Raw genomic sequence first — 13785 nt, 5'->3', positions numbered from 1 at the left:
CCGAGCCGAATGGCAGAGATTCACGGCGCCTGTTTCACACAGCCCCGCCCGTGGTCCGCGACAGAGCTTGCAGCCCTCTGTGCTTCGCCGCTCTGTCTGGTGAAATCCTGTGATCAGGGCTTTGCAATTGCCCGCCGCGCCGGACCGGAGGCTGAATTGCTAACCATCGCAGTTCATCCCGATGCCCGCCGCAAAGGAAAGGCACGCACGCTCCTGTCTGCGCTGCTGCAAGAGCTGCGAGCCACCGGCTGTGAAGAGATCTTTCTTGAGGTGGTCGAACACAACACAGCAGCGATTGCGCTGTATGAGGCTGCGGGCTTTGGCAAACTCTCCTATCGGAAAGACTACTACAGAGGGCCGGAGGGCGGAACCGCTGCCGCCCTCGTCATGCACAAAACGCTCTAACCTCGACCGACAAATGGCATATCCCGCGCCATTACATTCATAAACAGAACATTCGCCTCCAGCGGCAATCCGGCCATATGCAGCACCGCATCCGCCACATGCTGTACGTTCATCGTCGGCTCTGGCTTTACAGATCCATCCGCCTGAAGGATCCCCTCCACCATCTGTGAAACCATCTCTGTGTGGGCATTTCCGATGTCGATCTGGCCGCAGGCGATGTTTACCGCCCGCCCGTCCAGCGCCAGCGTTTTGGTCAACCCGCTGATCGCATGCTTCGTGGCCGTATAGGGTGCCGATCCAGGACGGGGTGTTGTCGCAGAAATCGACCCGTTGTTGATGATCCGACCCCCTTGGGGAGACTGCCCGCGCATGATCCGCCAGGCGGCACGGGCGCAGAGGAAACTGCCGGTCAGGTTGATCTCCACACAGTTGCGCCAGTCCGCCACGTCCATTTCATCAATCATCGCCCCCGCCACCCCGGTGCCGGCATTGTTGAACAGCGTGTCAATTCGACCAAAGCGGGCGGCAATCCGGTCGAACGCCGCCTCTACCTGCGATTCCTCCGTGACATCGCAGGGCACAGCAAACCCCGCTTCCTGCCCCTGCGCCACTTCCTCTAGGGCGCTGGCCCGCCGGCCAATCAATCCCACGTTCCAACCAGCCGCCAGAAAAGCCTGCGCCGTTGCCTTGCCGATTCCACTGCCCGCACCGGTGATTACAATCGTCTGTGCCATGTCGCTTTTGTCCTTCTGCTGCCTGACCTGCCAGAGTTCTGGCCCAGCCCGGCGGCTTTGTCTAGGCAATCCGCGCGGTTCCCACCCAAGCATTCCGCATGAAAAACTGCCGTTAAGTCCAGAGCATACCTTGGAAACCTGCCAACTGGCCGGTTGCCCGAAGCGCCCTGCGCGCGTATACCGTTAAGGACCTGAACGATAAGAGGTTACACGCCCGTGGACGCGATCACCCTGACCCCCGACATGATAGTTGTGCTGGCTTTGCTCGGCTTTACCGTCCTGCTGTTTGTAACCGAAATTGTCCGCGTTGACGTGGCAGCGGTGATCGTGATGGTGCTGCTTGGCGGGCTGAGTTACCTGCCGGGCCTTGGCGGTCTGATAGAGATCAATCACCTGTTCGACGGCTTTGCCTCTAACGCGGTGATCTCGATTATTGCGGTGATGATCCTTGGCGCAGGGCTCGACAAGACGGGGCTGATGTCCACTGTGGCCGCGACGATCCTGAAATACGGCGGCACAAGCGAGCGGCGAATCATCCCGATTATTTCCGCCACTGTCGGCTTTATCTCCAGCTTTATGCAGAATGTCGGCGCCGCTGCGCTGTTCCTGCCGGTGGTTTCGCGGATTTCCTCGCGCACCAATATTTCCATGTCCCGTCTGCTGATGCCAATGGGCTTTTGTGCGATCCTTGGCGGCACAATGACATTGGTTGGCTCCTCCCCGCTGATCCTTTTGAACGACCTGATCGACACGGCGAACCTCGACCTGCCCGCCGATGCCCAGATGGAACATTTCACCCTGTTCGCTGTCACCCCGATCGGTCTTGCACTGGTGCTGACAGGGATCGCCTATTTCGTTCTGTTCGGACGTTGGGTGCTGCCGGGGTCTACCCAGAAAGACGATGCAACCTCCGGTCAGACCATGAATGCCTATCTCAAACGGCTTTACGGGCTGAAGGCCGACATTGTTGAGGTTGAGATCCCAGAGGGCAACATCCTGCTCGGGGAAACCTTTGCCGATCTGATGGAAGTACACCACTGCTATATCATCGGCAGCTACTTTCAGGGGCACCGTTGGGTTGCCCCCTTGGTGACGACCGAAATCACCACACCCTGCCGGCTTGCCATTCTGGGTCGTCGCAAGGTGATAGAGGAAATGGCAGATATTTACGGGCTGGAGATCAAACCCAACCTCGATATTTTTGCCGAAGAATTTGCCCCGACCAAAAGCGGCGTGGCAGAAATCGTGGTGCCGCCGGACAGTCAGGTGATCGGCAAGACCGCTCAGGAACTGGCCCTGCGCAAGACCTATGGCATGTCGATGCTGGCGATCCACCGCGGCGAAGACACCATGAGCCATGTGGAAGACGAAGACCATGAGGCCACCCGCATCGGGCTGGTCCCGTTCCGTGCCGGTGATACGCTCGTGGTGCATGTGCTTTGGGAAAATCTGGTGCGCATCAAAAAAGGCCGCGACTTTGTCGTTGTCACAACCGACTTCCCCCAAGAAGAACTGCGCCCGCAAAAGGTCGGCTGGGCGATCCTGTTCTTCATCCTCGCGCTTGGCCTGATCCTCTTTACCGATATGCGCCTGTCTTTGTGCCTGCTGACAGGGGCTGTGGGCATGATTGTCACCCGCGTGATCAATATGGACGAAGCCTATAACGCGGTCGGCTGGAATACGGTCTTCCTGCTCGCCTCGCTGATCCCGCTTGGACAGGCGGTGCAGATGACGGGCACGGCGGAATGGATCGCACAGGGCGTGCTCGCAGTGTTGGACGGCTGGCCGATCTGGTCCTTGCAAGCGGGCGTGGCCATCCTTGCCACCATCTTCACCCTGATCATGTCCAATGTCGGCGCGACAGTCCTTCTGGTCCCGCTTGCGGTTTCCATCGCAATCGCATCGGGCGGCGATCCGGCGATTTTTGCCATGACCGTCGCAATTTCCACTTCGAACTCTTTCCTGATCCCCACCCATCAGGTCAACGCCTTGATCATGGGTCCCGCTGGCTACCGCGTGGTGGATTTCATGCGCACGGGCGGCATTATGACCGTGCTGTTCCTGATTGTATCACTGGTGATGATGAATATCGTTTTCTAACGTGCAGGCCGGCTTCTTCTGGCAAAAATATCCCGGGGTCTTAGGGGCAGCGCCCCTAAAATCACTTCGCCAGCCCGTCCCTACGCAGTCTGCTCACTCCGGCGTGGCAGGCTGCTCTTCCAGCTCCAGAACAGGGGCCGCCACACGGCGCAGATCGTCAACGCCAAGGGGCGCTGTCGGTTTTGCCAGCATATAGCGCGTGACCCAATGCAGACGGTGTTCCGCCCGTGTGATCGCGACATAGGCCAGACGTTTCCACAGTGCGATGCCCGCCTCGGTGCGTCCGGCGCGACTGGCCGCGTAAATATCCGGCGCAAACACCTGCACATCCCCCCATTGCGACCCCTGCGCCTTGTGGATCGTACAAGCGGCCCCGTGCACAAAGGCCGCCCCCATCCGCGCGGCAGAGGGGATGAAGGGTTCTTCCTGATCGGGCAGTTCAATCTTGATGATCGTCGCAGCCGAAACCTGCGGGTCCTCTGCGCCAATCACATGCAACCGCGAGAAACCGGGCTTGCGTCCCTCTCCCAGATACACCGCCTGCGCGCCTTTGATCAGACCACGGGCCTCCAGATCAATCCGTTTTTTGCGGTGTTTCATCGGCAGTTCCAGACCGTCACAGATCAGCGGCTCGCCGGGCAGCAGCATCTCGGGTGGCGCACCAAAGGCGTTGCGAAAGGCATGGATCAGGCGGATGCGGGTGGCATTGCGCCAGACCAGAACCGGCGCCCGCGCCATAGCAGAGGCATCCACACGGGGCGAAACGATCACCCGGTCATCCCTGCGCGCGGCCTCTTCGATCATCCGCTCGAACTGGGAAAATTCCAGTGCCGGATCGCTCAGCGCATGGGCCAGATCCAAGATCGGGTTGTCATCCGCCTGACGGTGCACACGGTTAAGGTACAGCTTGCGCGGTTCGGGCAGATCGTCAAACGCCATACTGCCCGATTGCCCCACCGGAGCAAGCTGTGCAGGATCACCAAACAGGATCAACGTTGAAAAGATTTCTTGCAAATCTCCAAGCTGCTTGTCGTCCAGCATCGAGGCTTCATCCACAAACCCCACATCCAGCGGATCTTCGCGGCGTTTCCAGCCGACGATAAAATCAGATCCGCGCAGCCCCGCCACCGCCAAAGCACCGGGAATGGACTTATTGGTTTCGTAAAACTGCGCCGCCCGATCAAGCGCGAGATCACTTAGCCCTTCGATCTCGGGCTTCTCGGCATTTCCTGCCAGCCATTCGGCAATCTTTTCATACTCCGGATCGTACATTGGTGTGTAAAGGATCCGGTGAATGGTCGTCGCCGCAACGCCACGGTTGCGCAGAACGCTCGCCGCTTTGTTGGTGGGCGCAAGGATTGCGAGTGTGCGTCTTTCCTTGCGGGCGCGCCCTTCGTAATCGCCACTGATCGTATCCACACCCGCCTCGGTCAGCGCATCGGCAATCCGGGCCAGCAGCATCGTCTTGCCCGACCCCGCCTTACCCAAGAGCGCCAGTGTTTGCTGTTTGCCAGTGGTTTCGGGAATCAGCATCCCGTTTTCCAAATCCACACCCGAGGCTTTCAGCACCTCGGCCACAGCATCATAGGCGCTGGCTTGATCTTCGGAAAACTGCATGGCCTCGGGTCCGGTCTTGTTTCGCGCCAACATAGCGCAACACCCCGCCGGACTGAACGGCTTTTTATGATTGGCGCAGGGAAACTTGTGCCTGCAAGTCCGCTTGCCGCACGCCGCTCTCGGGAGCAAAGGCCGCGGTAAACCATTCTGCAGATTGCGCCACAGAGACTCCGGCCGCCAAGGCCAGCCTCTCACGAACCGAGCCGGAAAATTCCCACAGCCCGACCGCAACCCGCTGGCGTCCCTGCCCCTGCGCCCCGAGGATTTCCGGCGCCCATCCCAATCGACGGTAAATCCGCACCATTCGCGCATCAAACACCCCGATAGCGTGACGCAGATGAAAGCCCAAACCGACTTCACAGCCCGCAAGCATTATTGCCGCTGAAATGCGCCCTGCCTGACCGCCCGCGTGTGGGGTCAGGCAGAACCGCGTGCTTTCCCAGATCAACGGGCTGGTTATGGCCCCACCAGTCACATCACAGAAATGATCGTTAACCATACACGGCCCCGTGGTGGGCAGCACCCGCATAGAGCCACCGTGACGGCCATCGGGCTGCTGCCAGATCGCATAAAGCGGGTTCATCCGGTCATAGGCGTCCTGCTCCCAGCCGCGCCGGTCAATGCTCAGATCCCAGCCAAGCCGGTCGTAGAACTGGGATTTGCGGTCACGGAACATCGTGTCCTGTAACAGGGGAAAGCGGTCAATTTCATCGGCGTAAAGGTAACGCAGCATGGGAAACCTCCGGAGGCGGACCGCCGGCGGAATGCATGACAGGCAATGCGCAGGCGATCCTGATTTCAAGATCAACTGCGTCCAGACTTCGATAATTTTGGTTAACAACTCATCACCGCGCGCAACGGTAAGGATTCATTAACATCAGGTTAACACCCTAAAACACTGTTCCTAAATGCTAATCAATCCGCGCGCCATTGCTTTGGCGACAGCATGGGTGGTGTTGGACGCGTTCAGCTTGGAACGCGCGGATTCAATATAGACCCGCAGGGTATGTTCAGAGATCTTCAGCCGTTCCGCCGCACGCCCCCTGTTCAACCCCGCCCCAAGCAAGCGCAGCGCATCGGTTTCCCGTGGTGACAACACAATATAGTTGCCGTCAACTTCGGGAAATTCCAGCGCCCGAATGCTGGCATGAATATAGTGACCGATCAGCAAAAGGTTCGGCATATGGGTGTCAAGAAAACGGGCCCAAACCTCGTCCGAACAGGTATGACTGATAGAGAACAGTGCAAATTCACCGTGGGGACCGCGCACCGGAACCGATACCCCCTGATTGCCAACCCCACCGTCCTGAGCTTCCTGAAAAAACCGTCGTGCCGGCTTCTTTTCCCAATCCAGCGATTTCCAGTTGTAGGGATGGAACCGCTGGAACGCCCCGAGAACAACGGGATCCACGCGGTATAATTCTTCGCATTCGTAATACTCGGCCCAATCCTGACCATATGTCGCGAGGGCGTAAGGATCCCCCTGACTGTTCACTGAATGATAAACAACGTGGTCAACCTGAAAGATATGTCTCAGCTCTGCGACCACTGTGTTCAATTCGACCAGAGATTCACATTGCTCCACGCGTTCGAGAAACGCTGCTATTTGATTTTGCATCACCCTCCGCCACCGCCAGATTGCGGGCCTTTGTTGTTGTCTCTGCCACAGCAACATGGATGGTATCGTCCAACTGCTCTGCCAACCGTCCCAACTGGTTCTGGTTCGCAAAATTCTTGAGGTCTTTAAGGACTGAGATGATCCATTCTTGTGACATAATTAGTCTCGTTTACAAAGGTTAACAGGAAGTTAATACAACTATACCACGAGTAGTTTTATACAGAAAATCGCCGTAGTAAACTCACCGGAAATAGCGAGTGTGGTTTATTTATCTTCCCAAAGGTAAACAGGAATCCGTCCGGCAGCCGCCCGCTTCGCACAAAAAAGGCCCGCAATCCGGCGCTGGATTGCGGGCCATTTGGTCAGGGTTTAACGGCTCAGAATCTGGCCTGGCTCGCCTCAAGGGTATCCTCAAAGGTGCGCAGGCCGGTTTGCGTAGCGCTCACCAGAACCGCCATATTGCCCGGCTTGTGCTCGTTCTTGCGCATCTTGATATGCGCGTCCGGAATCTGGTCCCAAGAGAACACTTCGGACATGCAAGGATCAAGACGGCGTTCCATCATCAGTTTGTTCGCCGCAGCAGCCTGTTTCAGGTGGGCAAAGTGGGACCCCTGAACACGTTTCTGGTGCATCCAGACATATCGCGCGTCCATCGTCAGGTTATAGCCGGTCGTCCCCGCACAGATCACAACCATACCGCCCTTTTTACAAACGAAGGTCGAAACAGGGAAGGTAGACTCGCCGGGGTGTTCAAACACCATATCAACGTTATTGCCCTTGCCGGTAATGTCCCAGATGGCCTTACCGAACTTGCGCACCTCACCGAACCATTCTTTATAAGCATCGGTGTTCACCTCGGGCAATTGGCCCCAGCAGTTGAAATCCTTGCGGTTGATCACGCCTTTGGCGCCAAGGGACATCACAAACTCGCGCTTGTCTTCGTCCGAGATCACGCCGATGGCGTTGGCCCCTGCGGTGTTGATCAACTGGATCGCAAAACTGCCCAAACCGCCAGACGCGCCCCAGACCAGAACGTTCTGACCGGGTTTCAGTGTATGAGGACGATGACCGAACAACATGCGGTATGCGGTGGCCAGCGTCAGGGTGTAACAGGCGCTTTCTTCCCATGTCAGGTGCTGCGGACGGGGCATCAGTTGTTGTGCCTGAACCCGCGTGAACTGGCCAAACGACCCGTCCGGCGTTTCATAGCCCCAGATGCGCTGACTGTCGGAATACATCGGATCGCCGCCGTTACATTCTTCGTCGTCGCCATCGTCCTGATTACAGTGGATGACAACCTCATCGCCCACTTTCCAGCGTTTAACCTTTTCACCCACAGCCCAGATGATACCCGAGGCATCCGAACCTGCGATGTGGTAATCTTCCTTGTGCACATCGAACGGGCTGATTGGAATGCCAAGTCCGGCCCAGACCCCGTTGTAGTTCACACCGGCCGCCATGACGAAGACCAGTACTTCGTTGCTGTCGAGCTTGGGGGTCTCGACCACTTCCACCTTAAAGGATTTGTCCGGCTCGCCGTGGCGTTCACGGCGGATCGTCCAGGCGTACATTTCTTTGGGCACGTGACCCAAAGGAGGAATTTCCCCGACTTCGTAGAGGTCTTTTTCGGGGGCTTCATATCCGGCGTCGAGTGGGGCCATGATTTAATCTCCTGCGTTAGGCAATTCCGGTAACGAGTCACTGTATCGCTACGTTGACACGATCAATGCCGCGATGCAGCAAAAATCGCAAGAGCAATAATCATAAAAAAATGATTATTTTGGCGAAATTTAATTGCGCGGCGGATTTTGGCGGGAATTTGGCCTGGGACTGCCCATGAAAAAAGGGGGGCCAAGCCCCCCTTCCCGTAGCGTCAACGCTGTAACCGGCTTCAGACAGCCAGTTGCGGAATGATTTGTTTCTTGCGGCTGACCACGCCGGGCAGGACAACCGTGTCGCCCGCCACTGTCGCACCGAACGATTTCTCAGCAACAGTTTTCACCAGATCGTTGGACACAAGCAGCGTGGATTCTTCTTTCAGAATATCCACAACGAACAGCAGAACCTGATCGACACCATCTTCACTGGCCACTGCGGTCATGCTGTCCATCAGGCTTGCCTTGCGGTCCAGAACGATTGCAGGGGTTGTGGTTTCCAGAACGGACACACGGAACGCCTTGCCGCCCACTTCGTATTTTTTGGAGTCCATACGCAGCAGTTCCGCATCGGAAAACGCCGAGACATCGGATTTCGCCGCAAACATTTCCGCTGCATATTCGGCAATATCCACACCCAGTTCCGCTGCCAAAGATTTCGCCCGCGTAACATCCACATCCGTTGTGGTCGGAGAGCGGAACTCCAGCGTGTCAGAGATAATGCAGGACAGCATAACGCCTTTGATCGCATCCGGCGCTTTGGCCAGATCGTCGCCCATCAGATCGGCCATGATGGTTGCAGTACAGGCCAGCGGGCGCACGGTGATGTTGATCGGGCCTTTGGTCTTGATCCCGCCCACCAGCAGGTGATGGTCGATGATTTCAAGGATGTTTGCGTCATTGATGGAAGCGGGCAGTTCGGCAGGGTTGTTGGTGTCAACGATCACCACATCATCGCCTTCAGCCACATCAGAGATAATTTCCGGCTGCTCGAACCCCCAACGTTTCAGAACAAATGCAGCTTCGGTGTTTGGCGTGCCCAGCAATTTGGCAGCCGCGCTTTGACCTTTGATCTCGTTCAGGTACCAGGCCCATACGATTGCGGAACCGGTTGCGTCTGTATCGGGGGCCATATGGCCAAAAACTTGGATCATTTCATCTTTTCCATGCAAAATTGGGGTGTTCGCGGCGCTTATAGCCGCGCCGGTCCAAGCTGTCACTACTCTGTGATGCAATGCACCCCTGCGCTCAGCGCAAATGGGCAATAGCGTTGGCGTAATAGCGCACCACCTCTAACTGATCGGGCTGCAACACAAAGCGCCCCTCCCGTTCCACCAGCGCACGGCGCAGCACCAACATCCGCAATCCGACCTCTACCGCATAATCCAGACGTTTGCGCGGGATGTGCATATGCGCCCCGTTAGAGAGCAACCGCTCCAGTTCTGCCTCGGCAAGCTGCTGAACCTCTGCCGAAGTCAGCGGAGTGTCCCCCTGATCGAGCAAGACAGTAGACACCAGTGACACCGGCAGCACCGGAATCACCCGCCCCACCTGATACATAAGGGCCTTCCCCAGATCGGCAGTCATTCTTTCGTGACTGACAGTCTCCTTTCCCGCCAAAAACGACTTGAGCGAGATCGGCACGCCGAAACTGACGCTGGCATAGCCGAATTTATAGAACCGCCCCGTCAGCCGCAGCCACAGATGACGCACCACAAAATGCACAAAAGTCCAGAGCTTGAAGAAAACGCCGGTCTTTTCCCCACGGTTCGCCGCCAGCAGTACGCGGTCCTCAAGCACGCGGTCATAGTTCACGCCCACCGGCACAAACACCACATCCCGTTCCTGTTCGGGGTTAAAATCAGAGACAATATAATTCAACAGCCCCAGCTTTGCCGGTCGCAGGCTGCCATCCCGAGACAAGCTGCCCTCTGGAAAAACGGCCTGCGTCACCCCTGCGGCTGTGGCCATCTGCACATAGCGGGACAAAACCCGCCGGTAGAGCAGATTGCGCGATTTGCGCCGGATGAAATAGGCGCCGGTGGAGCGAATCAACTGTTTTAACGGCCAGACCCGCGCCCACTCCCCCACCGCATAGGACAGCGCAGAACGGGAGGCTGCAAGAAAAGTGACGATCACGTAATCCATATTGGAGCGGTGATTCATCACAAACACCACCGTCGCATTCGGGTCCATCTTTTGCAGCGCCCCTTCGTCCACATAGCCCAGCCGCACCCGATAGAGCGCACGGCTTAACCAACGGGCAAAGCGGATGCCAAAGCCGAAATAGGCAAAAGCCGAAAAGGAGGGAACGATCTCGCGGGCGTAGCGCATCGCCATGTCAGCGGCCACATGATAGGGAATGCCTTCGTCATTGGAATGCTCAAGCACCGCTTCCATCACCTGAGGGTCATGGGCCAGACGGTCCACCATCACCTGCCGTTGTGTCAGCTTGAAGGGCTGGATCTGCAATTGCAGTTTGGTGTTCAACTGCTCTATTGCGCGGTTGAAACGGCGGCGCAGATACCAGCGCACCGACGGCATGAGGATGCGATCCAGCAATCCCGCCAGCGCCAGCAATCCCGCGACCCAGACGACCCAGACCTGTATTTCAACCGTTTCAAACATTCCGCACAGATGTAGCCTGAATCCCGCGTCCCGCCAATTCTTTACTTGCGCTATGTAACAGGACCAGAAACAGGCCACGGCGCCCGCGCCCTAGCCTATCGCCACGTCGCGGCTTGAAATTTTCTGCGCACGAATATTATACAGACGGTTGCAATCGGGTAATTTTATAACTTATGCTGCGGCGCAGCACAGATCGGAGTCGCAACACATGACACAAACACCTGACCGCCCCTGGCTCTTCCGCACATATGCGGGCCATTCCACCGCCAAAGACAGCAACGCGCTGTATCGTGGCAACCTTGCCAAAGGCCAAACCGGCCTTTCTGTGGCCTTCGATTTGCCAACCCAGACAGGCTATGACAGCGATCACGAACTGGCCCGTGGTGAAGTGGGCAAGGTCGGCGTTCCAGTGGCCCATCTCGGCGACATGCGGGCTCTGTTCGACGATATTCCCCTTGAAAAGATGAACACCTCCATGACGATCAACGCCACCGCGCCGTGGCTGCTGGCGCTTTATATCGCTGTGGCCGAAGAACAGGGCGCGGATGTGAAAAAACTCCAAGGCACGGTTCAGAACGACATTATCAAGGAATACCTCTCACGGGGCACCTATGTCTGTCCGCCCAAACCCTCCCTGCGGATGATCACCGATGTGGCGGCTTACTGCTATACAAATGTGCCGAAATGGAACCCGATGAACGTCTGCTCCTACCATTTGCAAGAAGCAGGCGCGACACCGGAACAGGAACTCGCCTTTGCGCTCGCCACCGCCACAGCCGTGCTGGATGACGTGCGCGGCAAGGTCCCTGCCGAAGATTTCGCCACCGTGGTGGGACGCATTTCCTTTTTCGTAAATGCCGGCATCCGGTTCGTCACCGAAATGTGCAAAATGCGTGCTTTCGTCGATCTCTGGGATGAAATCTGCGAACAGCGCTACGGCGTCACAGACCCCAAAATGCGCCGCTTCCGCTATGGCGTGCAGGTCAACTCCCTTGGCCTGACCGAACAACAACCCGAAAACAACGTCTACCGCATCCTGATCGAAATGCTGGCCGTGACCCTGTCGAAAAACGCCCGCGCCCGTGCGGTGCAACTGCCCGCATGGAACGAAGCGCTCGGCCTGCCCCGCCCATGGGACCAGCAATGGTCCCTGCGGATGCAACAAATCCTCGCCTTTGAAACCGACCTGCTGGAGTATGACGACCTGTTTGACGGCAACCCTGCCGTAGATCGCAAGGTGGAGGCGCTGAAACAGGGCGCACGGGACGAGCTGGCCCAGATCGACGGCATGGGCGGCGCAGTTGCAGCCATCGAATATATGAAGGGCCGTCTGGTGGACTCCAACTCTGCACGGCTGGGCCGGATCGAATCCGGCGACACAACTGTTATTGGCGTGAACAAATACACCGAAGGCGCAGACAGCCCGCTGACTGCGGGTGACGGTGCGATCATGGTGGTGGATAAAGCCGCCGAAGCGGACCAGATTTCCCGTCTGGAACAATGGCGGGCGGATCGGGACGATGGCGCGGTCAAAGCCGCGCTGGACGATCTGCGCCGCGCCGCCCAAGACGGCAGCAACATCATGCCCGCCTCTATCGCCGCCGCCAAAGCAGGCGTGACCACAGGCGAATGGGGCAGCGCCATCCGCGCCGTCTTTGGCGAATACCGCGCCCCCACCGGCGTTGGCAAATCCGTCTCGAACCAGACCGAAGGGCTGGACCAGATCCGCGAGGCGGTGGACGCCGTCTCCGACAAACTCGGCCGTCGCTTGAAATTTGTTGTCGGTAAACCGGGACTGGACGGCCATTCCAACGGCGCCGAACAAATCGCCGTGCGCGCACGGGATTGCGGCATGGACATCACCTATGAAGGCATCCGCCTGACACCGGAACAAATCGTCAATGCCGCGCTAGAGGAACAAGCCCATGTGATCGGCCTGTCGATCCTCTCCGGCTCTCACGTGCCGCTAATAGAAGATGTCCTCAAACGCATGAAACTGGCCGGCCTCTCTGACGTACCGCTGATTGTCGGCGGCATCATCCCCGAAGACGACGCCAACCACCTGCGCGCGCTCGGCGTGGCCAAAGTCTACACCCCGAAAGACTTTGAACTGAACACAATCATGATGGACATCGTCGCCCTTCTGGACAGCAAAGCAGTGGCCGCAGAATAACTCCGCCCCGCTTCAATGTTCCAAAAATACTCCCGCCGGAGGGGTATATCCTTCGTATCAAGCGCTTTCACAAACGCTCTGAGATTTAAATCGTGCTTTAATAAGAGTGCGGTAGCGTCTCATCGCGGTCCGGAAATTCCCGGGCAGTGCCATCTGCGTTTGTAGATATTTCGGAGGTACACATATGGCAAAATCCAATTTCTTTACAGTCGCACAGTTAAAGTCCCTGCCGCCTGGCAAGCATTGCGATGGACAGGGGTTATGGTTGTTTAAAAGGAAAGACGGCGGGGCACAATGGACCTTCCGGTTTTCCCTGTTCGGTCGTCAACGCGAGATGGGGCTCGGCTCCTATCCTCTCCTATCCCTCGCAGAGGCCCGCAGAGCGGCCCATGACGTGCGGCGGATTGTGGCGAACGGGGATGATCCGATCAAGATCAAGCGGCGGCAGAGAAACCATGCAAGCGCACAGGAAGGTCGGTTCCATGTTCTGGCCTATGCTGCATTTGATGCCCATCGCTCCACGCTGAAGCATGAAGGGTCGGACGGGATGTGGTTTAGCCCGATCAAGAACCATCTTCTGCCTCATCTGGGGATGATGCCGGTCGTCAAAATCGACCAACACGACATTAAACAAGCCCTTTCCCGCGGCTGGGAGACGTCTCCTGTTACAGCAAAGAAGGCCTTGTCCCGACTGAAGGTGATCCTGAGCTACGCCATCGCAGAAGGCTTTGGCGTGAACCTCGGCATCATTGACCAAGCCCGCATCCTGCTTGGTGCACCAAGACACACCGTCACCCACATTGCCGCGCTCGACTGGGCTGAGGCGCCTGCCTTTTACCAATCGCTTAGAGAGCT

General features: G+C 57.5%; 12 protein-coding genes. 4 read left to right on the top strand and 8 right to left on the bottom strand.

Features of this window, described 5'->3' with window-relative positions; all coding sequences use genetic code 11:
• The first annotated feature begins 9 nt into the window (after positions 1 to 9).
• The gene (locus BFV97_RS06510; protein WP_069299550.1) at positions 10 to 405 is read left to right on the top strand and encodes a GNAT family N-acetyltransferase; all 396 of its coding nucleotides are present in this window, start codon (positions 10 to 12) and stop codon (positions 403 to 405) included.
• On the opposite strand, the gene BFV97_RS06505 is transcribed toward BFV97_RS06510, so the two are convergent.
• On the bottom strand, positions 402 to 1139 hold the full coding sequence (locus BFV97_RS06505; protein ID WP_069299549.1) for an SDR family oxidoreductase: 738 nt from the start codon (positions 1137 to 1139) through the stop codon (positions 402 to 404). The genes BFV97_RS06510 and BFV97_RS06505 overlap by 4 nt on opposite strands.
• Before the next feature lie 216 nt (positions 1140 to 1355).
• On the opposite strand from BFV97_RS06505, the gene BFV97_RS06500 reads away from it, so the two are divergent.
• Positions 1356 to 3239 (top strand): SLC13 family permease, encoded by a 1884-nt coding sequence (locus BFV97_RS06500; RefSeq protein ID WP_069299548.1) that lies wholly within the window; start codon positions 1356 to 1358, stop codon positions 3237 to 3239.
• A 93-nt stretch (positions 3240 to 3332) separates the two neighbouring features.
• Here the strand turns inward: BFV97_RS06500 and BFV97_RS06495 are convergent, their stop codons facing one another.
• The 7 genes from BFV97_RS06495 to BFV97_RS06470 form a co-directional block, all read right to left on the bottom strand.
• On the bottom strand, positions 3333 to 4889 hold the full coding sequence (locus BFV97_RS06495) for an ATP-dependent DNA helicase (RefSeq protein ID WP_245667634.1): 1557 nt from the start codon (positions 4887 to 4889) through the stop codon (positions 3333 to 3335).
• Positions 4890 to 4920: 31 nt separating this feature from the next.
• Positions 4921 to 5589, bottom strand: coding sequence for an acyl-homoserine-lactone synthase (locus tag BFV97_RS06490; protein WP_069299546.1), 669 nt, complete (start codon positions 5587 to 5589; stop codon positions 4921 to 4923).
• A 171-nt stretch (positions 5590 to 5760) separates the two neighbouring features.
• Positions 5761 to 6474: a helix-turn-helix transcriptional regulator gene (locus tag BFV97_RS06485; RefSeq protein WP_069299545.1), complete on the bottom strand. Its 714-nt coding sequence runs from the start codon at positions 6472 to 6474 to the stop codon at positions 5761 to 5763.
• Positions 6428 to 6631: a hypothetical protein gene (locus BFV97_RS18700; protein ID WP_157888277.1), complete on the bottom strand. Its 204-nt coding sequence runs from the start codon at positions 6629 to 6631 to the stop codon at positions 6428 to 6430. The genes BFV97_RS06485 and BFV97_RS18700 overlap by 47 nt, the downstream gene beginning before the upstream one ends.
• Positions 6632 to 6851: 220 nt before the next feature.
• Positions 6852 to 8135 (bottom strand): crotonyl-CoA carboxylase/reductase, encoded by a 1284-nt coding sequence (gene ccrA, locus BFV97_RS06480; RefSeq protein ID WP_069299544.1) that lies wholly within the window; start codon positions 8133 to 8135, stop codon positions 6852 to 6854.
• A 230-nt stretch (positions 8136 to 8365) separates the two neighbouring features.
• On the bottom strand, positions 8366 to 9283 hold the full coding sequence (locus BFV97_RS06475; RefSeq protein ID WP_069299543.1) for a manganese-dependent inorganic pyrophosphatase: 918 nt from the start codon (positions 9281 to 9283) through the stop codon (positions 8366 to 8368).
• 94 nt (positions 9284 to 9377) lie between these two features.
• Positions 9378 to 10757, bottom strand: coding sequence for a 1-acyl-sn-glycerol-3-phosphate acyltransferase (locus BFV97_RS06470; protein WP_069299542.1), 1380 nt, complete (start codon positions 10755 to 10757; stop codon positions 9378 to 9380).
• 208 nt (positions 10758 to 10965) lie between these two features.
• Between BFV97_RS06470 and BFV97_RS06465 the strand changes: the two genes are divergently transcribed.
• Positions 10966 to 12930: a protein meaA gene (locus BFV97_RS06465; RefSeq protein WP_069299541.1), complete on the top strand. Its 1965-nt coding sequence runs from the start codon at positions 10966 to 10968 to the stop codon at positions 12928 to 12930.
• 265 nt (positions 12931 to 13195) lie between these two features.
• Positions 13196 to 13785 (top strand): tyrosine-type recombinase/integrase (locus tag BFV97_RS18620; RefSeq protein WP_245667633.1); only part of this gene is annotated, 590 nt, incomplete at its 3' end.

It is taken from the genome of Neptunicoccus sediminis, assembly GCF_001719615.1.
Classification (GTDB): domain Bacteria; phylum Pseudomonadota; class Alphaproteobacteria; order Rhodobacterales; family Rhodobacteraceae; genus Amylibacter; species Amylibacter sediminis.
This window is presented reverse-complemented; position numbering and strand designations above follow the sequence as displayed.

Excerpts from the sequence above, each read along its gene's own strand:
- BFV97_RS06505 (WP_069299549.1), bottom strand. The coding sequence starts at position 1,139 with ATGGCACAGACGATTGTAATCACCGGTGCGGGCAGTGGAATCGGCAAG.
- BFV97_RS06510 (WP_069299550.1), top strand. The coding sequence starts at position 10 with ATGGCAGAGATTCACGGCGCCTGTTTCACACAGCCCCGCCCGTGGTCC.
- BFV97_RS06490 (WP_069299546.1), bottom strand. The coding sequence starts at position 5,589 with ATGCTGCGTTACCTTTACGCCGATGAAATTGACCGCTTTCCCCTGTTA.
- BFV97_RS06475 (WP_069299543.1), bottom strand. The coding sequence starts at position 9,283 with ATGATCCAAGTTTTTGGCCATATGGCCCCCGATACAGACGCAACCGGT.
- BFV97_RS06465 (WP_069299541.1), top strand. The coding sequence starts at position 10,966 with ATGACACAAACACCTGACCGCCCCTGGCTCTTCCGCACATATGCGGGC.
- BFV97_RS06495 (WP_245667634.1), bottom strand. The coding sequence starts at position 4,889 with ATGTTGGCGCGAAACAAGACCGGACCCGAGGCCATGCAGTTTTCCGAA.
- BFV97_RS06470 (WP_069299542.1), bottom strand. The coding sequence starts at position 10,757 with ATGTTTGAAACGGTTGAAATACAGGTCTGGGTCGTCTGGGTCGCGGGA.
- ccrA (WP_069299544.1), bottom strand. The coding sequence starts at position 8,135 with ATGGCCCCACTCGACGCCGGATATGAAGCCCCCGAAAAAGACCTCTAC.
- BFV97_RS18700 (WP_157888277.1), bottom strand. The coding sequence starts at position 6,631 with ATGTCACAAGAATGGATCATCTCAGTCCTTAAAGACCTCAAGAATTTT.
- BFV97_RS06485 (WP_069299545.1), bottom strand. The coding sequence starts at position 6,474 with ATGCAAAATCAAATAGCAGCGTTTCTCGAACGCGTGGAGCAATGTGAA.